Genomic DNA, 18,875 nt, shown 5'->3' with positions numbered 1-18,875 from the left:
GTACCGGCACCGATCCGGTACCGGCACCGACCCGGTACTCAGCGGTCGCGCTGTTCCCGTCGGCTAGCGTGACCACGCCCCCAGCACGCCCCCAGCACGCCCCACGACGCTCACCGACGCAGAGGAGACACCATGACCGACCCGATCGGCATCCCCGAGGCCACCGCACTCGAGCGCGCCGAGCGCAGCATCGCGATCCTCGGCGCGGGAGGCGACCTCACCGAGCGGCTGCTGCTCCCCGGTCTCGGCCGCGTCGCCGAGCTGGCCCGCGACTCCGAGCTCACCCTGATCGGCGCCGCCCGCACCCCGCAGACCGACGAGGAGTGGCAGGGACTCGTCCGCCGCAGCCTCGAGGCCGCCGGCATCGCCGCGCACACGGTCGACGGACTCGTGTCCCGCGCCCGCTTCGTCGCGACCGACGCCTCGGACCCGGAGCAGCTGAAGGCGCTGCTCGACGCCTGCACCTCCTCGCCCGTGCTCTACGTCGCGCTGCCGCCGGCGATGGGGCACAAGGTCGCCGCCTCGCTGTCGGAGCTCGACCTGCCGGAGGACCTGGTCGTCGCGATCGAGAAGCCGTTCGGCGAGGACCTCGACGACGCGATCGCGCTGAACGCCGCCTTCGCTCCGGTGATCCCGGAGGACCGCTTCTGGCGCGTCGACCACTTCCTCGGCAACGCGACCGTGATGGGCATGCTCGGCCTGCGCTTCGGCAACCGCCTCCTCGAGTCGAGCTGGAGCGCCGAGCAGATCGAGAAGATCGAGATCGTCTACGACGAGACGCTCGGGATCGAGGGCCGAGCCGCCTTCTACGACGGCACCGGCGCCCTCCGCGACATGCTGCAGAGCCACCTGCTGATGGTGCTCGCGCTCACCACGATGGAGCGCCCCGACGAGGTCTCGCCGCAGGACGTGCACGAGCGGATGGCCGAGGTGCTCGGCGCCGTCCGGCTCTGGCGCGACGACCCGGCGACCGCGCGCCGCGCCCGCTACACCGAGGGCCGCGTCGACGGCCGCTTCTTCCCCTCCTACGTCGACGAGCCCGACGTCGACCCCGAGGCCGGCACCGAGACCCTGGCGCAGCTGCTGCTGCAGGTCGACACGCCCCGCTGGGCGGGCGTGCCGTTCGTCCTCCGCTCCGGCAAGGCGATCGGCGACCCGCGCCACGAGGTCGCCGTGCACTTCCGCCCCGCCACCCCGCCGCGGGGGCTGCGCTCCGGCGAGGACGACGCGGGCACGGTCCTGCGGATGTCGCTGAAGGGCGGCGACGTGAGCCTCGACCTCCTCGTCAACAGCGCCGACGACCTCACCGACGTCGAGCGCGTCACGCTGGAGGCGCAGCCCGGCACCGCCACGCTCGACCCCTACGCGCAGGTCCTCGCCGGCATCCTCCAGGGCGACACCCTCCTGTCCGTCCCCGGCGCCGTCGCCGAGCAGTGCTGGCGCATCGTCACTCCCGTGCTCTCGCACTGGGCCGAGGGCGGCACCCCGCTCGACGAGTACGAGGCCGGCAGCGCGGGCCCGTCCGGCTGGTAGGGCGCGCCGAGGCGTATCGAGACCCGCCGTCACCGGTACGTCCGGTGGGCGTGGATCTCGATGCGCCCGCTGCGCGGGCTACTCGATCAGCGAGGAGCGCGAGCAGCCTCGCAGTCCCCGCCGGCGCCCGTCAGCTCGCGGTCAGGGCGTCGCGGAGGCGGACTCGGGAGCCCATGCGCAGCAGCGAGTTGGTGTAGATGCGGCTCGCGACGGCCATCACGGCGGCGGTGGCGACGACGAGGAGCCCGAGCGAGAGCAGCGGCTCCCACCAGTCCGCCTCGCCGAAGAACAGCCGCACCGGCATCGCGACCGGTGCGCTGAACGGCACGTAGGACAGGATCGTCATCACCAGCGGGTTGTCGCCGAAGAGCACGACGCCGAAGTACGGCACCATCACCAGCATCATCGCCGGGGTCATCACCGATCCGGTGTCCTCCTGCCGCGAGACGAGCGCGGCGCCGGCCGCGAAGACGCTCGCGACCAGGACGAAGCCGAAGACGAAGAACACCACGAACCAGATCAGCGGCGCCGACAGCAGGTCGAGCAGCTCGGTCTGCCCCGTGATCGCGAGGCCCAGCGCCGACGCGGCCGCGATCGCGGCGGCCGTGCCGACGCCGATCACCGAGTTGCCGAGGATCTTCCCCGCGAGCAGCGCCCGCGCGGGCACCGCGGCGAGCAGGATCTCGACGATCCGCGACTGCTTCTCCTGCACCGTGTTCTGCATGATCGTCGCGCCCGAGCCGAGCACGGCGAGCATGAACACCAGCCCGAACGCCAGGCCGATCAGCGTGCGCAGGCCCGACGGCGTCTCGGACGGCTCGAGGAGCTCGACGGCGGGGCTCGCGGAGAGCGCGGAGACCAGTCCCTCCGGTGCCTCGTCGAGGGCGAGGATCGAGAAGCCGACTGCGTCATCGCTCGGGACGAGCGCGGCGTCGACCTCGCCGGAGCGCACCAGCTCCTCCGCCTCCGCGGCCGTGGCGACCTCGGTGACGTCGAGGGTGTCGGCGGCGGCCAGCGAGGAGGCGGCCGAGCCGACCACCGCGACGGGGGTCGCGTCGGCGGCGCGGCTGCCGAGCACGTTCGAGAGCACGATGCCGCCGATCACCAGCACGAGGGTGATGACGGTGGAGATGATGAACGCCTTCGAGCGGATCTGCGAGAGGATCTCGCGCTCGGCGACCAGGAGCGTCGCGCCCCAGGTGCTCAACCGGCCGTCCTGGGCGCCGGTGCCGGGTCCCAAGCTCCTCGTGATACCGCTGCTCGTACTGCCGCTGGTCGTCATCGGACCGCCTCCGCCTTCTGCTCGGCGCGCTCGGGCGCGCTCACCACGATGTCCCGGAAGATCTCTCCGAGGGTCGGCCGCACGGGCCGGAACGACGACACGGTGCCGCGCTCGAGGGCCGCGCGCAGCACGGCGTCGGCCGCCGCCGCGTCGGCGTGGAAGAGCACCGACCGCCCGGCCAGCTCCGCCACATCGACACCCGGCACGCCGCGGACCCAGCCCGCGTCGCCGTCGAGCTCGAGCGACCAGCGGTCGCCGGAGTACTGCTCGCGCAGCGCCTCGCGCTCGCCCGCCGCCTTCACCTGGCCGCCGGCGATGATCACCAGGTCGTCGCAGAGCCGCTCGACCACGTCGAGCTGGTGCGAGGAGAACAGCACCGGGATGCCCCGGGCGGCGTGCTCCGCGATCACGGCGACGACCTCGTCGACCGCGAGCGGGTCCAGGCCCGAGAACGGCTCGTCCATGATCAGCACGTCCGGGTCGTGCACGAGCGCGGCCGCCACCTGCACGCGCTGCTGGTTGCCGAGCGAGAGCGCCTCCAGCTTGTCGCGGCGGCGCTCGAGCAGGCCGAGCCGCTCGAGCAGGTCGTCGGCGCGCTGGACAGCGGTCGTCTTGTCGATGCCGTGCAGACGCGCGAGGTAGGCCAGCTGCTCGCCGATCTCCATCTTCGGGTAGAGGCCGCGCTCCTCCGGCATGTAGCCGAAGCCGTGCAGGGCGGCCTGGCTCACGGGTGCGCCGTCGAGCGTGACCGCGCCGGAGTCCGGACGGAGGACGCCCAGGATCATCCGCATCGTCGTGGTCTTGCCCGCGCCGTTGCCGCCGACGAAGCCGGTGAGCCGCCCCCGGCCGACGTCGAAGCTGACGTCGTCGACGGCGCGGTGGGCACCGAAGCTGCGACTGATGTTCTGCACGCTGAGCATGCGACCTCCTCGGATCCGACTGACCCCTCCACGCTAGGCAGGGGGCCTCGCCGGCGCCTCCCGCGCGGGAGTGAGCGGCGCTCTCCGCCTCACGGCGGAGGAGCGCTCGACTCGCGCTTCGGATCCACCAGCCCGGTCCGGTAGGCGAACGCGACCGCCTGCACCCGGTCGCGCAGCGAGAGCTTGGTGAGCACGTTCGACACGTGCGTCTTCACGGTCGCCCGGCCGACGGCGAGGCGCTCGGCGATCTCGTCGTTCGAGAGCCCCCGCGCGAGCAGTCGCAGGACCTCGGTCTCGCGGGTGGTGAGGCTCTCGGGCGGGGTGCCGCTCGGTGTGACGGCGGGGTCGCGCCCGAGGGCGACGGCGCGCGCGATCACCGCTCGGGTCAGCTCCGGCGCGAGCAGCGCGTCGCCCGCCGCGAGCGCGCGGACCCCGGCGACCAGCCGCTCCGGCGGCGAGTTCTTCAGCAGGAAGCCGCTCGCTCCCGCCTCGAGGGCCGCGACGAGGTAGTCCTCGCGCTCGAACGTCGTCAGCATCAGCACCTGCACGGTCGTCTCCGGCTCGAGGAGGAGGCGCCGAGTCGCCTCCAGCCCGCCGATCCCCGGCATCTCCACGTCCATGCAGACGACGTCGGGGCGGAGTCGCGCAATGACGTCGAGCGCCTCCTCGCCGCTGGACGCGTCGCCGACGACCTCGATGCCGGGCTGCGCCGAGAGGATGGTGCGGATGCCCTGGCGCATCAGCGCGTGGTCGTCGACGAGGACGACGCGGACGGCACTCGCGGCGCTCACGCCCGCACCGGGAGCGGCACGCGGACGCGGACGACCCAGCCGGAGCCGGTCCGCGGCCCCGCATCGAGCACTCCGTCCATCGTCGCCGCGCGCTCGCGCATCCCGAGCAGCCCGAGTCCGCCGCTCTGCCGGCGCGGGCCGGGGCGCCCGAGTCCGTCGTCGGCGACCTCGAGCTCGACGGAGTCGCCCTCGTAGCGCAGGTGCAGGCGCGCGCGGGTGCCGGGTCCGGCGTGCGTGAGCACGTTGGTGAGCGACTCCTGGGCGATGCGGTAGAGGTTGAGCCCGACCAGCGGCGGCAGCTCGACCGGCTCGCCCACCTCCTCGAGCTCGACGCGGAGTCCGGAGGCGACGGCGTCCTCGACCAGCGCGGGGAGGGCGGCGAGACCGAGCGAGGCGGTGACCGGATCGACGACGGAGTCCTCGTCGCGGAGGGTGCCGAGCAGCTGGTAGAGCTCGCCGACCGCCGCGCGCGAGGTGCCCTCGAGCGCCTGCAGCTGCTCGTGCGCCCGCGCGGGCTCGGTGTCGACCAGCATCCGCGCCGCTCCGGCCTGGACGCCCATCAGCGAGACGTGGTGCGCCACGGCGTCGTGCAGCTCGCGGGCGATCCGCAGCCGCTCGATCGCGATCGCCTGGCGCGCGACCGTCGACCGCTCGTCCTCGAGCTGCCGGGTGCGCAGCGCGGTCAGCGCCCGCTGGCGCGCGGAGGCCCAGGCGTGGTCGCCGAACCACCAGGCGCCGGCGAAGTAGAGCACGTTGATCAGGATCTGCTGGAGCAGGTACGCGGCGACCGGGGTGAGCGCGCCGATCCCCTCGCCGTCGAAGTCGAGGTCCTGCGTGCTCGCGCGGAAGAAGGTGATCAGCAGCCAGACCGCCATCACCGTCACCAGCACGCCGCGCGCCCAGCCCGCCCGCGTCCGGTTCTGCTCCCAGGCGCCGACGCTGTACAGCGCCGTGAACAGCGCGATGTTGCTGATCGTCAGCTCCGGCACCTTCAGCTCGCCGACCAGCAGGAAGGCGGCGCCGGTCACCGCGAGGACGGGGACGGGCGCCGTCCGCCGGAAGGCGAGCGGGAGGACGACGACGGCGAGCACCGCCATGCTGAGCGCGGGCGAGGCGGGCTCGGGGAACAGCCCGATCGCGCGGCCGAGCACCAGCGAGAGCACGGCGGCGCCGAAGAGGGCGGCGGCGGTCGCGACGTCCGCCCGGCGCTGGTCGGGCGTGGCCGGCGACCGGTGCCAGGCGCGGGTGTCCGGAGCGGCAGTCACCCCGCCAATCTAGCCGGGGGGCTCAGGCGGCCGGGTGCGGGTGCGTCCGCTCCAGCGCGGCCCCCTCCAGGTCGACGTCCGGCAGGAGCCGGTCGAGCCAGCGCGGCAGCCACCAGGCGGAGCGGCCGAGCAGGTGCATCAGCGCGGGCATCAGCAGCATCCGGACCACGAACGCGTCGAGCAGCACGCCGAAGGCGAGGCCGAAGCCCATCGAGCGGATGATGGTCGACTCCGAGAAGATGAAGCCGCCGAAGACGGCCACCATGATCAGCGCCGCCGCGATCACGACCGCCTTGCCGGCCTGGAAGCCCTGCGCCACGGCCAGGCGAGCGCTCGCGCCGTGCACGTACGCCTCGCGCATCCCGGAGGCGAGGAACAGCTGGTAGTCCATCGCCAGCCCGAAGAGGATGCCCACCAGGATCACCGGCAGGAAGCTGAGGATCGGCCCGGTCGAGTGCAGTCCGATCAGGTCGGCGCCCCAGCCGAACTGGAAGACCGCGACGATCAGCCCGTAGGTCGCGAACAGCGACAGGATGAACCCGCGGGTCGCGATCAGCGGCACCAGCAGCGAGCGGAACACCAGGATCATGATCAGCAGGGAGAGCCCGACGACGACCGCGAGGTAGGTCGGCAGCACGTCGTTCAGCCCCTCGGAGATGTCGATGTTGGTGGCCGCCTGGCCGGCCACGCCGAGGACGATGTCGTCGTCCACCGGGGGCAGGGCGCGCAGGTCCTGCACGAGCGCCTCGGTGGAGGCGCTGTTCGGGCCGTCGGTGGGCAGCACCTGGAAGGCGAGCAGCGTGCCGTCGTCCGAGGCGGCGATCGGCGCCACGGCGACGACGTCGGCCTGGTCGGCGATCGTGCGGGCGACGTCGACCTGGGTGGCGAGCAGCGCGTCGTCGGCGACTCCGCCCGGGACCGTCGCGGTGACGAGCAGCGGTCCGTTGGCTCCGGCGCCGAACTCGTCGCCGACGATCTCGAAGCTGCGGGCGCTGGTGGAGCCCTCGGGCTCGCTCGAGCCGTCCGGCAGGCCGAGGCGCATCGAGAGCGCGGGGACCGCGATGACGAGCAGCACCGCGACGGTGCCGACGACGGTGAGCACCGCGCGCAGCGTCGACATCGGCGCGACCGTCTTCGCCGCCGCGTGGTGCACGCTCGCCGAGCGGGCCTTCCGGCGCAGCAGGCGCGTGCCGAGCAGACCGAGGATCGCCGGGGCGAGGGTGACGGCGATCAGCACCGCGACCGCGACGCAGACGGCGCCGACGACGCCCATCAGGCCGAGGAACGGGATGCCGGTGACGGTGAGCGCGAGCAGTGCGACCACGACGGTCGACCCGGCGAAGACGACGGCGGTCCCGGAGGTGCCGTTCGCGAGCCCGATCGACTCCCGGACCTCGACGCCCGAGAGCAGCTGCTTCCGGTGCCGGTTCACGATGAAGAGCGAGTAGTCGATCCCGACGGCGAGGCCGAGCATCACGCCGAGCACCGGCGTGACCGAGGCCATGTCGATGACGCCGGAGAAGGAGAGCGAGGCGGTGACGCCCACGCCGACGCCGACGAGCGCGGTGACGATCGGGAGCGAGGCCGCGACGAGCGAGCCGAGCATCACGATCAGGACGACGCCGGCGAAGACGAGGCCGATCGCCTCGCCCACGCCGAAGATCTGCGGGACGCCCTGGGCGAGGTCCGTCGCGAAGCTCACCTCGGCCCCCGCGACCGGCGCGGACTCGAAGTGGTCGATCACGCCCTGCTTGACCTCCTCGGGGAGCTCGAGCCTCGGCTCGGTGAAGGAGACGTTCACGATCGCGGTCGAGCCGTCCGCCGAGACGACGCCGATCCCGTCGGCGAGCGAGAGCAGCTCCTCGCCGAGATCGAGCGGCTCGGCGCCGGCCTCGAGCTCGGTGCGCGAGGCGTCGAGCGCGGACTGCTGCGCGGTCAGCTCCGCCTGCTGCGCATCGAGCTGCGCCTGCTGGGCATCGAGGGCGGCGAGCTGCTGCTCGGGAGCGCCGGCGGCGACCGCCTGCTCGCGGGCCGCGGTCAGCTGCTCCTGGCCCGCGGTCAACTGCGCCTGCCCCGCATCGAGCTGCGCCTGGCCGGCGGCGAGCTGCTCCTGCCCGGCCGCGAGCTGCGCCCGGCCGGCGGCGAGCTGCTGCGCGCCGTCGAGCTGCGACTGCCGTGCCTCGAAGGGGTCGACGACCGCGGCGACGCCCTCGAGATCGGCGGCGGAGGCGGCCAGAGCGGAGATCGCGGCCTCCTGCTCCGCCGTCAGCGCCGACCCGTCGTCGGTGCGGTAGACCACGGTGCCGGTGCCGCCCGCGGTGTCGGGCAGCTTCTCCGCGAGCTGGTCGGTCACGGCGCCGGAGGCGGTGCCGGGGATGTCGAAGCTGTTGGTCAGCGTGCCGCCGACCGCGAGGAAGGCGCCGACCGAGACGCCGAGGATCACGACCCAGGCGACGATCACCGCCCAGGCGCGACGAGCGGCGAAGATGCCCAGACGGAAGAGCAGGGAGGCCACGGGAGCTCCAGTCGAGAGGGGGAACGGTCGCTAGATCATACGCGACGTCTCGTCTAGCGGGCGGTACGCTCGGGCCATGACGGAGCATCGGAGCGGACCCGTCCGCAGTGCCGCGGCCCGCGAGTCGGTCCTCGAGGCGACCGCGCGGCTGTTCGTGCAGCAGGGCTGGGACCACCTCACGATGGAGGGCATCGCGAAGGAGGCCGGGGTCTCCAAGCAGACGGTCTACCGCTGGTGGCCCTCCCGCGGCGCGCTGATCGCGGACTGCATGATCGAGGGCCGGCTCGTCGCGATCGAGGTCGAGCTGCCCGACACCGGCGATCTGCGCCGCGATCTCGGCGCGTGGCTCGGGCCGATCCTGGAGCTCGCCGCCACCGAGACGGGCGCGTCGCTGATCCGCTCGCTGATCGCGGCCGGGGCGGAGGACGCTGCGGTGGGGGAGCGGCTCGGCAACGCCTTCGGGGTCGACCAGACGCTCGCCGACCGCTTCGCGAAGGCCGTGCGGGCCGGGCAGCTGCCGGCGGACGCGCCGGTCGACGAGCTCGGCCTCTCGATCCTCGGCTCGATCGTGCTGCCGGTCGTCGGCCGGCGTCCGCTCGACGCGGCGTCGGTGCTCGGGCACGTCGACTTCCTGCTCCGCCCGCGCGGCTGAGGCGCGGGCGGGCGGATCAGGTCCGCTGCCCGATCAGGCCCAGCGCCCGATCAGGCGCGGCTGCCGATCAGGCGCGGCTGCCGATCAGGCCCAGGACCAGGAGGCCAGCACCGACTCGGCGACGGCCTCGCGGTCGTCGTCGTCCACGGTCGGGCTGAACGAGAAGGTGACGACGTAGGTCTGCCCGTCGTCGGTGACGTAGTACTGCTCGACGTTGTAGGACGTGCCCGACGCGGCGAGCGTCGCGCTCAGGTGCGCGGACTCGGAGCCGGCGACCACGACGCGGTCGTTCGTCTCGACATCGGTGGCGCCCGCGGTCTCGAGCTCGGTCACGCCGGCCGACTCGACCTGGTCGGCGGTCACCTCGCCGGCGGGGCTGAGCACGACGTTGACGTTGTCGGCGAAGCCGTCGGTGTCGGCGAGGTCGGCGGCGAGCGTGTCGGCGCCCATCGAGGCGGGGTCGGTGTCGGGGGCTCCCCAGCCCTCGGGGACGGAGTAGGCGTAGCCGGTGCCGGTGATCTTCTCGCCGGTGGCCGCCGCGGCGTCGAGCGCATCGGCGTCGTCGCCGGAGCCGGCGGGGGAGGAGCAGCCGGCGAGGAGGACGACGAGGGCGGCGGTGGCGCCGAAGCGCAGGGTGCGGGACATGGCGCCACGCTAGCGGACAGCTGTCGGCCGCTGCATCCGCCGCCCCGGGGAGGCGGCGCGACTACGCTGGGACCCCTATGGCCTCCGACAGCGAACCCTCCGTCACCCTCACCGATCCCCTCGAGGAGCGCCTGCGCGCCCAGGTCGCCCGCGAGGGCGAGCGGACCGTCGCGCTGCGGTCGGCCGCACTGCTCGGCGGCGGCTACGAGGGCGAGTCGTTCCTGCTGACGGTCGGCGGCGAGCACGCGGCCGGCGTGCTGCAGGGCGCTCCGTCGCTCTACTGGCCCGAGCTGTGGGGCGCGCGGGCGCTCCTCTACGTCTGGGACGACCAGGCGGCCGACGCCGTCGTCGCCGGACTCGTCAACTCCGCCTGGCGGGTGCGCGAGATGTGCGCGCGGGTCTGCGCCGAGCGCGTCCTCGGCGGGCAGAAGAAGCTGGCGCGCCTCACCACCGACGAGCACCCGCGGGTCCGCTCGGCCGGGGCCCGCGCGCTGATCGCGGTCGCGGTCGCCGGGATCGGCTCGGGGCGCGACGAGAAGGGCGAGTTCGCCGCGAGCGTCGAGCAGACCCTCACCCGGATGCTCCGCGACCCGGACAAGGACGTCCGCCGCGACGCGCGCGCCTCGATCGACACCCTGCGGGCCGCGCGCGGCTGACGCGGTGCCGGCGGCTCAGCCGCCACTGCTCCTTCCGGTCGGCGGCTCAGCCGCCACTGCTCCTTCCGGTCGGCGGCTCAGCCGCCGACGTGCGAGCCGAAGCCGGACTTGCCCGTGCCGCCGAAGCCGCCGGCGAGGGTCGCCTTGCTGCCGACCGTCGCTCCGGCCGGTGCCTTCTGCACCACGTCGGGCTGCGTCGCCCCGCGGGCGGCGAAGCCCCCGGAGGTGACCGGCGCCCAGCTCGTCGCCCGGGTCGAGCTCCAGCGAGAGGACGCGAAGATGAGCGGGCCGATCCAGGCGCCGCCGGCGTAGTGCCCGCGGTACTCGTCGGTCGCCTCGCAGAGCTGCTCCGGGTCGTCGCCGACCGGCTCGCCCTGCGCCTCCAGCGCCGCGATCTGCTCGCGCACGTCGGCGAGGCAGTCCTCCCGGCTCGCGTAGACCGGCCGCTCGGCGTTCTCGGGGATGACGTAGTCCTGGCCGTCGGCACCGGTCGTGACGACGCCGTCCGTCGACGGGTTCGCGGCGTTGAGCGCGACGGCGAGGCCGAGCACTCCGACGGCGACCACGCCGCCGATGACGAGCCCGCGCCGCTTCGAGGCGATGCCGCTGATGCCGACATCGCCGGAGCGGCGCCGCGTGCGGGTGGTGCCGGCGGTATCGCCCGCGGTGTCGCCGGGAGCGTCCTGGGGACGGTCGTCGGGGGTGGTCATCGGATCTCCTCGTCCTGCGGGCGGTTCTCGCGCGCGTCCTGGGGCCGCGTGTCCTGGGGGCGGCCGTGCTCGGGGTGGCCGTGCTCGGGGTGGCCGAACGCCGGCGCCTCGATGAAGTGCGGCACAAACTCCGCGAGGTCGCCCGTGATCGGTCCGCCGGTCTCGCGGACGTCGATGCCGGCCGGCGTCTCGCCGACGATCCAGCTGCCGATCACGACCGTCCGGCCGTCGATGCGGACGAGGTCGGCCCTTGCCTGGTGCACGAAGCCCTCCTCGCCGTAGGCGCCGCCGTTCTCCGCGACGATCGAGCCGTCGGCGTCGAGGATCGTGACGTTCGCTCCCTCCCGGCCGAGCCGGGGCTTGCGCACCTGCGCGACGCCGGCCAGCGGCTCGACGGAGGCGGGGAGCAGGTTCGGGTGGCCGGGGAAGAGCTCCCAGAGCACGACGAGCAGCTGCTTGTTGCTGAGCAGCAGCTTCCAGGCCGGCTCGACCCAGCGGGTGCGCTCGCGCCGGTCGAGCAGCAGTCCGCCGAACTGCTCGGCCAGCAGCCACTCCCAGGGGTAGAGCTTGAAGATCCGCCGGATCGGCTCGCCGTCGGCGTCGAGGAAGCCGGCGCCGTCGAGCTCGTAGCGGATGTCCTCGACGAAGATCAGCTTCGGATCGAAGCCGGCCTGCGCCGCGGTCTCGGCCATGTACGCGACGGTGTCCGCGTCCTCGACGATCAGCTCGCCGTCGCCGGAGTCGTGCAGCGAGGCCAGGTGCAGTCGCGCGCCCTCGTCCAGCCGCCAGCGGTCGACGCGGAGGTGCCGCCACTGCTCGACGAGCTGCTCGTGCAGGCTGTTGAACTGGTCGGCCTCCGGGCCGCGCGTCTCCTCGAGCCACTGCCACTGCGCGGCGGCCGTCTCGACCAGCGAGGTGGGCGTGTCGGCGTTGAACTCGAGCAGCGTCACAGTGCCGTCGCCGTCGTAGGCGAGGTCGAAGCGGCCGTAGACCGTCGGGTCGTCCTCGTCCCACGAGGTGCGGACCAGCTCGTGGAAGCGCTCCGGGATCCCGAACTCGGCGAAACGGCCGGTGCGGACGACGTGCTCGCACGCGTCCATGCAGCGGTCGAACAGCTCCTGCGTCGCCCGCTCGAGCAGCTCGATCTCGGCGGTGGTGAACGCGTAGGCCGCGGACTCGTTCCAGTAGGGCCGGCCGCCCTCGGACGGCAGGTCGTAGAAGCTGAAGCCGACCTCGTCGCACCGGGCCCGCCAGTCGGGACGCGGGGTCGAGGTGAGTCTGCGCATGATGTCGGGCCAGTCTACGGCGGGCCGATCTACGGCGAGCCGGTCTGCGGCGGGCAGGGCTGTGCAGCACCCGGGAGCGCCGCGCAGCGCGCGCGCCCCGCCGGCGTCAGCGCGACGGTCCAGGAGCCGGACGCGCGGTCGCTCCGCACCAGGAGCCCCTCGTCGGCGAGGGCGCGGCAGTCGTCGTCGAGCCGCCGGAGCTGCTCGGCGTCGGCGCCGCTCCCGAGGAGCGTGAACGCGCCGGCCCGCGCCGCCCCGGTCTCGGCGAGCGCGTGGACGGCGAGCAGGAGCAGAGTCCTGCGCTGGCTCTCGTCCACGACGACCTCCCGGGGCCCCGGATTATCCGGTTCTCAGGGAGACGGTACCGTCGAGCCCGAGCCCCGCTCCGGCCCGGGCTGTCCGCTCAGCGCACTCCTCGTCCGCTCTCCGGAGGCCGCGGGAGAGGACGGAGGCGAGCCGATGGCGGTGCAGGAGCAGCCGGCGCCCGAGGCCGGGCCCGAGGGTCGCGGGACCCTCCGGATCGAGGCGGTGGGCAGCGACATCGCGCGCGCCTCCGAGGTGCTCGCCGGCTTCTATGCGGGGCGGGGCTGGTCCGTCGCCCCCACCGAGCAGCCCTTCTCCTACCGCTACGCCGCGCTCGGCGATCCGGTGATGACGCTGCGGACTTCGCAGATGCGCGGTCGCGCCGCGGGTGAGGACCCGGCGGGCGGCGACTACGTCGTGCAGTGGCTGGTCGAGGGCCGCGCGATCGTCGACGTCGACCGCGGAGCGCTGCCGATGCGCCGCGGCGTCCCGCAGCTGAACCCCGCGCACCGCCCCTTCGTCTTCTCCTACACCGACTACGACCAGAAGCTCGTGCACCTCGGCCGGGAGCGGGTGGCCGGCGTCGCCCGCGAGCGCGGCTACCGCAGCACGGGCGCGCTGCGCTTCGACCACCTCCGCCGCGTGACCCCCGAGGCCTCCGCCCGCTGGCACGGCGTGGTCGGCGAGATCTCGACCGCCGTGCGGACGGGACGGGTGACGACCCTGCTCTGGGACCGGCTGACGCGCCGCGCGGCCGCCGCCTTCCTCGAGCTCTACCCGCCGGAGGGCGCCGCGCTGCCGGAGGTGCTGCTCGCGCCGCGGAACGGGAGCATCCGCGCCGCCGTGGAGTTCGTGCACGAGAGCGCCCACCTCCCGATCGGGCCCGTCGAGATCGCCGCCGCCGCGCACCTCAGCGTCCGTGGCACCCAGGTCGCCTTCCGTCGCCTGCTCGGCACCACGCCGCTGCAGTACCTCCGCGACGTGCGGCTCGACCGGGTGCGGGCGGACCTGCGGCTCGGCGACCCGAGGAGCGCGACGGTCGCCGACGTCGCCCGGCGCTGGGGCTTCGGCCACCTCGGCCGCTTCGCGGGCGCGTACACCGCCCGCTTCGGCGAGTACCCGAGCACGACCCTCGACCGGGGCTGACCGCGCTGCGCACGAGCGCTGTTCGGCCGCTGCGCAAGGGGGTCTCGCGCGGGCCGCCGGCGCGCTTCACTCTCGGGATGGACGGTCTCCCTCTCCTCGTGCTCGCCCTGATCTTCGCCGCCGCCGCGGCCGTGGTCTGGGTCGCCGGCATCCAGCTCTCCAAGGCGACCGACGTGCTCGACGCCCGGCTCCACCTCGGCAGCGCGCTGGGCGGCCTGATCGTGCTGGCCGTGGCGACCAACCTGCCCGAGATCGCGATCACCGTCTCCGCCGCCCTGTCGGGGAACCTCGACGTCGCCGTCGGCAACATCCTCGGCGGCATCGCCCTGCAGACCGTCGTGCTGGTCGTGCTCGACGCGTTCGGAAGGCGGGGGAAGGGAGTGAAGCCGCTGACCTACCGGGCGGCGTCGCTCACGCTCGTGCTCGAGGGGCTGGTCGTCGTGGCGGTGCTCGCCGTGGTCATCGCCGGGAGCCAGTTGCCGTCCGGTCTCGAGGTGCTGCGCCTCACGCCGGACGTGGTGCTGATCGCGGGACTGTGGGTGGTGGGCCTCCTGCTCGTGCAGCGCGCCGGCCACCACCTGCCCTGGCACGAGGACGGCCGCGCGCCCGACGCGACGCCCCGCCCCTCCCGCGACAGGAAGACGCACCCGATGAGCACGCGGAGGGCGGCGCTCGTCTTCGCGATCTCCGCCGCCGCGACGCTCGTGGCCGGAGTCGTGCTCGAGCGGGCCGGCGACGCCGCGTCGTCGCAGCTCGGCCTGTCCGGGGTGCTCTTCGGAGCGACGGTCCTCGCGCTGGCCACCTCGCTCCCGGAGATCTCGACGGGGCTCCAGGCGATCAAGCAGGGCGACGACGAGCTGGCCGTCAGCGACATCTTCGGCGGCAACGCGTTCCTCCCCGTCCTCTTCCTGGTCGCGACCGTCCTCTCCGGCGACGCGGTCCTCCCGCAGGCCGGCGCGTCCGACATCTACCTCACCGCACTGGCGGCGCTGCTCACCCTCGTCTACGTCGTGGGCCTGATCTTCCGGCCCGCGCGCCGGATCGCCGGCATGGGGGTCGACTCGCTGATCGTGCTCGTCCTCTACGCCGTCGGCATCGGCGGGCTGTTCGCGATCGCCGCGGGCTGAGCGCGCCATCGCGCGTGCACGCCGCGCCTGAGCCGAGGGGCGGCTTCCGAGAGACCATACGCTGATGGGCGATGTCTTGCAGCGGGCGTACGACCTGTACACGGCCGCCCAGCAGTGACCGCGCAGCAGTGACCGCGCTCGGCTCAGGCGCTGTCGCGCCACTCGGGGCGGGGCGTGATGACGATCGACTGCGCCGGCGACGGCGCCGGCTCCCTGGCCGGCGTCGGGCCGCTCCCGCCGGTGAGCAGCTCGGACAGCATCGCGGCGGCGGAGCGGGCGATGCGGGCGCGGTCGATCGCGAGCGAGGTCAGACTCGGGATCATCGCCGCCCCGATGCTCAGGCCGTCGATGCCGGCGATGCGGACGTCCTGCGGGACCCGGAGGCCGAGCCTGCTCGCCCGCTGCAGGGCCCCGATCGCCATCATGTCGTTGAACGCGATGACGGCGTCGACGCCGGGGTGCGCGGCGACGAGCTCGCCGAACGCCGCGGCGCCTCCCTCGATCGTCTCCTGGCCCGAGGTGACGAGCGCGACCTCGCCGGGCTCGAGGCACTCCGCGTAGCGGAGGCAGCGCTCGCTCGCCGCGTAGCCGCCGCGCTCGGCGTGATCGATCATGCCGATGCTGCGCGCCCCGCGCTCGCGCAGTCCGTCGACCAGCTCGCGCATCCCCGGCGCGAAGTCGACCGCGATGGAGTGCGCGCCGGGTAGCTCGGCCTCGCGCTCGATCAGCACGACCGGCACCCCCCTGGCCGCCCGGCGGATCGACTCGACGCTCGCCCGCGGGAAGTAGCCGATGATCGCGTCGACCTGGGCGGACAGGTCGGCGACGATCCGGTCCTCCGCGCCGTGCGACTCGGCGACCACGACGACCTGCCAGCCGCGCGCGGCGAACTCCTCGAGCAGATCGGCGGCGAGATCGGTGTAGTAGGGGTTCCGCAGCGACGTGATGACGAGGCCGATCGCCACGCTCTTCTGCCGCGCCAGATTCGCGGCGAACCGGCTGGGGACGTAGCCGAGGGCCTCGCTCACGGCGAGCACGCGCTCCCGGGTGGCGGCGCTGATCTCCGACATGTCGTTCATCGCGCGGGTCACGGTCTGGCGGGAGACGCCCGCCTCGCGCGCGACGTCGCGGATCGTGGCGCGCCGCCCGGGGGCGGGCTCGGTCCGGGCTCGGCCGATCGCGGTGTCGTCCGTCGGGGCTTCGTGCGCTGGGGCTTCGTGCGCCGGGGCTTCGTGCGCTGGGGAGTGATCCACGCTGATCCGTTCCGGCGGCACGCGTCTCGCGGCGCCCTCGTTCGGCTTTCGCGACACGCGCCTTGACATGCCGACCCGACCGAGCCTACCTTGTGGGCACCGCCGCCGTGACCGTTCACGTGACCGATCACGGTAAGGCAACCATTACCCGTCCCACCCCTTCGATGGAGAAGAAACGCATGCTGATGGACACGAAGATCCTGGTCCGGCGGTCGGTCGCCGGAGCGGTCGCGCTCACGCTCGCCGCGGGCCTCGCCGGCTGCACGAGTTCCGGCTCGCAGGCCGATGACGGCGCGGTCGACGTCCTGATCGCGCAGAACCCGAACCAGGTGCCGGTCGGCGAGACGGCCTGGGCGAGCGCCCTCGCGGCGGAGACGGGCTGCACGGTCCACTGGAACTCGATCGACGACACCGCCTGGGCGCAGCAGAAGAACCCCTCGCTCGCGGCGGGAGACGTGCCGGACATCGCGATCCGCGCCGTCGGCTCGGGCGACGCGGTGCAGTACCCCGGACTGTTCGAGGACATCGCGACGCACCTCGACGAGCTGCCGAACGTGTCCGCCTTCTTCGAGCAGAAGCCGGATGCGCGCCGGCTGGTCGAGAACGAGAACGGCGAGATCCACTCGCTCTCCTCCTCCCGCGGCCAGGGCTACGCCGGCTCCGGGCAGCACATGATGATCAACCGCGCCTGGCTCGAGAAGCTCGGCCTCGCGGTCCCGACGACGTGGGACGAGCTGACGACGGTCCTCGAGGCGTTCAAGACGCAGGACCCGAACGGCAACGGGCAGGCCGACGAGATCCCGTTCAACATCCGCCGGCTCGAGACCGGCGGGTTCGGCTGGTACAGCCCGTTCCTGCTGCTCAACTCGACCGGCATCCCCACCTCGTTCAATAAGGGACCGTCGGCCCAGGGCATCCACGTCTCCGACGGGAAGGTCGCGAGCTTCCTCGTCTCGGACGAGTACCGGCAGGTCGTCGAGTACCTGCACGGGCTGCTCGCGGCGGGCCTCATCCCGGCCGAGGCGCTGACGAAGGACGACTCGGCGTACTACGCCGACCAGAAGGGTGACGGGCAGAACGCGCGGACCGGCGTCGTCTTCGGCTGGTCGCTCGCCGACTTCGGCGATCTGCGCGACCAGTACGTCGCGATGCCCGCTCCCGCCGCCTCCGCGAGCATCCCCGCCGAGGACGTGGTCTGGGACGGCTCGAACAACGAGTACGAGGGCGGCAAGCTCGCCGTGTCGGCCGCCGCGGCCGGCGACGAGTGCGTGTGGAAGGTCGTGAACGCGCTCTACAGCGAGAAGTACTCCGTCCAGCAGTTCACCGGGGCGATCGGCGAGTACGTCAGCGACGACGGGAACAGCACCTACACGATCCTCGACGCGTACCGCGCGGCGGTCGCGGACAACAGCGACCCGGCGCTCGCCGACCGGCTGGCCGGCTGGATCCCCGACTCGGTCACCCTCAAGGGCGACTGGAACCGCGACGACCTCCGCGAGGTCGACGACGTCTACGCCGAGCAGTACTCGAACTACGACCACGTGCGCGACCTGATGCCCGACTACGTCCGCCTCTCGGCCGAGGACGCGACGGTCGTCAGCAACAACGACACCGCCGTCCTCAACTACGCCCTGCAGAAGACCTCGGAGTGGATCGCGAAGGGTGGCGTCGACGCCGAATGGGACGAGTACGTCGGCCAGCTCGAATCGATCGGCCTCACCCAGAACGTCGAGCTGTGGCAGAAGGCGTACGACCTCTACACCGCGGCCTCATGAGCCGGACCGCCCTCGACACCGCCCCGGTGGGGGAGTCGGTCGCGCCGGCCCTCTCCCTCGCCGGGGCGCGGCCCCCCGCGGATCGGCTGACCGCCAGGATCGCCCGCAGCCTGCGCCACCACTGGCAGCTCTGGCTGATGGTGCTGCCGGCGATCCTCTTCACCGTCGTCTTCGCCTACGTGCCGCTCTACGGGCTGCAGCTCGCCTTCCGGAAGTACGTCCCGGCGCTCGGGCTGAGCGGCGGGGAGTGGGTCGGCTTCGACTACTTCGTCCAGTTCTTCGAGTCACCGCTGTTCTCGACGATCATGCTCAACACGGTGCAGATCAGCCTCTGGACGCTCGCGATGGGCTTCATCGCCCCGATCGTCCTGGCCCTGCTGATCAACCAGATCAGCGCCGGCCGGCTCAAGAGCTTCGTGCAGACGATCACCTACATGCCGCACTTCATCTCGGTCGTCGTGATCGTCGCGATGCTCAACATCTTCCTGCGCCCCGAGGCCGGTCTTCTCGGCCGGTTCTTCCCCGGGCAGAACCTGCTCGCCGAGCCGGACGCCTTCTCGGCGATCTACTGGATGAGCGAGGTGTGGCAGCACTGCGGCTGGAACGCGATCATCTACCTCGCCGCGCTCTCGACCGTCGACACCTCGCTCTACGAGGCCGCGAGGATCGACGGCGCCGGGCGGCTGCGGCTGATCCGCTACGTCGACATCCCGACCATCCTGCCGACCGCGGCGATCCTGTTGATCCTCAACATGGGCTCGGTGCTCAGCGTCGGCTTCGAGAAGGTCTACCTGATGCAGAACGCGCTGAACCTCTCCTCCGCGGAGGTCATCGCGACCTACACCTACAAGATCGGCATCCTCAGCAATCAGTTCTCCTACTCGACCGCGATCGGCCTGTTCAACACGGTGATCAACTTCACCTTCCTGATCGTGGCCAACCACCTCGCCAAGCGCGCCACGGGCTCCAGCGTCTTCTAGGCACTCGGCCATCCCTCAGCGCCCCTCCTCTTCGGC

The 18,875-nt window shown here is 73.0% G+C and carries 17 protein-coding genes; 7 read left to right on the top strand and 10 right to left on the bottom strand.

What is annotated here, in order from left to right:
- Nucleotides 1-132 precede the first annotated feature (132 nt).
- Entirely contained in the window at nt 133-1,533 is a 1,401-nt protein-coding gene (locus GSU72_RS10380; protein ID WP_159984944.1) for a glucose-6-phosphate dehydrogenase, read from the top strand.
- A 130-nt stretch (nt 1,534-1,663) separates the two neighbouring features.
- Here the strand turns inward: GSU72_RS10380 and GSU72_RS10375 are convergent, their stop codons facing one another.
- From GSU72_RS10375 to GSU72_RS10355, 5 genes are all read right to left on the bottom strand, one after another.
- On the bottom strand, nt 1,664-2,773 hold the full coding sequence (locus tag GSU72_RS10375; protein WP_244255756.1) for an ABC transporter permease: 1,110 nt from the start codon (nt 2,771-2,773) through the stop codon (nt 1,664-1,666).
- Between the two features lie 38 nt (nt 2,774-2,811).
- Nucleotides 2,812-3,735 carry an ATP-binding cassette domain-containing protein gene (locus GSU72_RS10370; RefSeq protein ID WP_159984942.1) on the bottom strand — a complete coding sequence of 308 codons (924 nt, stop codon included), beginning with the start codon at nt 3,733-3,735 and terminating at the stop codon, nt 2,812-2,814.
- A gap of 89 nt (nt 3,736-3,824) precedes the next feature.
- Complete coding sequence (locus GSU72_RS10365; protein WP_159984941.1) at nt 3,825-4,526, bottom strand: response regulator transcription factor; 702 nt, start codon at nt 4,524-4,526, stop codon at nt 3,825-3,827.
- A complete protein-coding gene (locus GSU72_RS10360; protein ID WP_159984940.1) occupies nt 4,523-5,791 on the bottom strand; it encodes a histidine kinase in 1,269 nt (422 codons plus the stop codon). The genes GSU72_RS10365 and GSU72_RS10360 overlap by 4 nt, the downstream gene beginning before the upstream one ends.
- 22 nt (nt 5,792-5,813) lie before the next feature.
- On the bottom strand, nt 5,814-8,306 hold the full coding sequence (locus tag GSU72_RS10355; RefSeq protein WP_159984939.1) for an MMPL family transporter: 2,493 nt from the start codon (nt 8,304-8,306) through the stop codon (nt 5,814-5,816).
- A gap of 76 nt (nt 8,307-8,382) precedes the next feature.
- Here GSU72_RS10355 and GSU72_RS10350 point away from each other — a divergent pair, with 76 nt between their 5' ends.
- Nucleotides 8,383-8,958: a TetR/AcrR family transcriptional regulator gene (locus tag GSU72_RS10350; protein ID WP_159984938.1), complete on the top strand. Its 576-nt coding sequence runs from the start codon at nt 8,383-8,385 to the stop codon at nt 8,956-8,958.
- Nucleotides 8,959-9,042: 84 nt separating this feature from the next.
- Here GSU72_RS10350 and GSU72_RS10345 read toward each other — a convergent pair whose 3' ends face one another.
- Complete coding sequence (locus GSU72_RS10345; protein WP_159984937.1) at nt 9,043-9,603, bottom strand: hypothetical protein; 561 nt, start codon at nt 9,601-9,603, stop codon at nt 9,043-9,045.
- A 77-nt stretch (nt 9,604-9,680) separates the two neighbouring features.
- On the opposite strand from GSU72_RS10345, the gene GSU72_RS10340 reads away from it, so the two are divergent.
- Entirely contained in the window at nt 9,681-10,259 is a 579-nt protein-coding gene (locus tag GSU72_RS10340) for a HEAT repeat domain-containing protein (protein WP_244255755.1), read from the top strand.
- Between the two features lie 77 nt (nt 10,260-10,336).
- Here the strand turns inward: GSU72_RS10340 and GSU72_RS10335 are convergent, their stop codons facing one another.
- The 3 genes from GSU72_RS10335 to GSU72_RS10325 are packed head-to-tail and all read right to left on the bottom strand — an operon-like array spanning nt 10,337 to nt 12,572.
- Nucleotides 10,337-10,969 (bottom strand): hypothetical protein, encoded by a 633-nt coding sequence (locus GSU72_RS10335; RefSeq protein WP_159984936.1) that lies wholly within the window; start codon nt 10,967-10,969, stop codon nt 10,337-10,339.
- Nucleotides 10,966-12,255, bottom strand: coding sequence for a glutathionylspermidine synthase family protein (locus tag GSU72_RS10330; RefSeq protein ID WP_159984935.1), 1,290 nt, complete (start codon nt 12,253-12,255; stop codon nt 10,966-10,968). The genes GSU72_RS10335 and GSU72_RS10330 overlap by 4 nt, the downstream gene beginning before the upstream one ends.
- A 29-nt stretch (nt 12,256-12,284) precedes the next feature.
- Entirely contained in the window at nt 12,285-12,572 is a 288-nt protein-coding gene (locus tag GSU72_RS10325) for a hypothetical protein (RefSeq protein ID WP_159984934.1), read from the bottom strand.
- 142 nt (nt 12,573-12,714) lie between these two features.
- On the opposite strand from GSU72_RS10325, the gene GSU72_RS10320 reads away from it, so the two are divergent.
- Both GSU72_RS10320 and GSU72_RS10315 read left to right on the top strand, forming a co-directional pair.
- Nucleotides 12,715-13,704, top strand: a complete 990-nt coding sequence (locus GSU72_RS10320) for an AraC family transcriptional regulator (protein WP_159984933.1) — start codon at nt 12,715-12,717, stop codon at nt 13,702-13,704.
- A 77-nt stretch (nt 13,705-13,781) separates the two neighbouring features.
- Complete coding sequence (locus GSU72_RS10315; RefSeq protein ID WP_159984932.1) at nt 13,782-14,831, top strand: sodium:calcium antiporter; 1,050 nt, start codon at nt 13,782-13,784, stop codon at nt 14,829-14,831.
- 143 nt (nt 14,832-14,974) lie between these two features.
- On the opposite strand, the gene GSU72_RS10310 is transcribed toward GSU72_RS10315, so the two are convergent.
- Nucleotides 14,975-16,084 (bottom strand): LacI family DNA-binding transcriptional regulator, encoded by a 1,110-nt coding sequence (locus GSU72_RS10310; RefSeq protein WP_159984931.1) that lies wholly within the window; start codon nt 16,082-16,084, stop codon nt 14,975-14,977.
- 179 nt (nt 16,085-16,263) lie between these two features.
- Here GSU72_RS10310 and GSU72_RS10305 point away from each other — a divergent pair, with 179 nt between their 5' ends.
- Together GSU72_RS10305 and GSU72_RS10300 are read left to right on the top strand one after the other, a co-directional pair.
- Complete coding sequence (locus tag GSU72_RS10305; protein ID WP_208545046.1) at nt 16,264-17,859, top strand: extracellular solute-binding protein; 1,596 nt, start codon at nt 16,264-16,266, stop codon at nt 17,857-17,859.
- A complete protein-coding gene (locus GSU72_RS10300; protein ID WP_159984930.1) occupies nt 17,856-18,839 on the top strand; it encodes an ABC transporter permease subunit in 984 nt (327 codons plus the stop codon). The genes GSU72_RS10305 and GSU72_RS10300 overlap by 4 nt, the downstream gene beginning before the upstream one ends.
- Nucleotides 18,840-18,875: the final 36 nt, after the last annotated feature.

This window comes from Rathayibacter sp. VKM Ac-2760, assembly GCF_009834185.1.
GTDB lineage: Bacteria > Actinomycetota > Actinomycetes > Actinomycetales > Microbacteriaceae > Rathayibacter.
The sequence above is the reverse complement of the archived record's forward strand: the minus strand, read 5'-3'. Positions and strand labels throughout refer to the sequence as shown.

Coding starts and splice junctions, on each gene's coding strand:
- GSU72_RS10380 (WP_159984944.1), top strand. CDS start 133: ATGACCGACCCGATCGGCATCCCCGAGGCCACCGCACTCGAGCGCGCC.
- GSU72_RS10370 (WP_159984942.1), bottom strand. CDS start 3,735: ATGCTCAGCGTGCAGAACATCAGTCGCAGCTTCGGTGCCCACCGCGCC.
- GSU72_RS10350 (WP_159984938.1), top strand. CDS start 8,383: ATGACGGAGCATCGGAGCGGACCCGTCCGCAGTGCCGCGGCCCGCGAG.
- GSU72_RS10345 (WP_159984937.1), bottom strand. CDS start 9,603: ATGTCCCGCACCCTGCGCTTCGGCGCCACCGCCGCCCTCGTCGTCCTC.
- GSU72_RS10340 (WP_244255755.1), top strand. CDS start 9,681: ATGGCCTCCGACAGCGAACCCTCCGTCACCCTCACCGATCCCCTCGAG.
- GSU72_RS10335 (WP_159984936.1), bottom strand. CDS start 10,969: ATGACCACCCCCGACGACCGTCCCCAGGACGCTCCCGGCGACACCGCG.
- GSU72_RS10330 (WP_159984935.1), bottom strand. CDS start 12,255: ATGCGCAGACTCACCTCGACCCCGCGTCCCGACTGGCGGGCCCGGTGC.
- GSU72_RS10320 (WP_159984933.1), top strand. CDS start 12,715: ATGGCGGTGCAGGAGCAGCCGGCGCCCGAGGCCGGGCCCGAGGGTCGC.
- GSU72_RS10315 (WP_159984932.1), top strand. CDS start 13,782: ATGGACGGTCTCCCTCTCCTCGTGCTCGCCCTGATCTTCGCCGCCGCC.
- GSU72_RS10305 (WP_208545046.1), top strand. CDS start 16,264: ATGCTGATGGACACGAAGATCCTGGTCCGGCGGTCGGTCGCCGGAGCG.
- GSU72_RS10300 (WP_159984930.1), top strand. CDS start 17,856: ATGAGCCGGACCGCCCTCGACACCGCCCCGGTGGGGGAGTCGGTCGCG.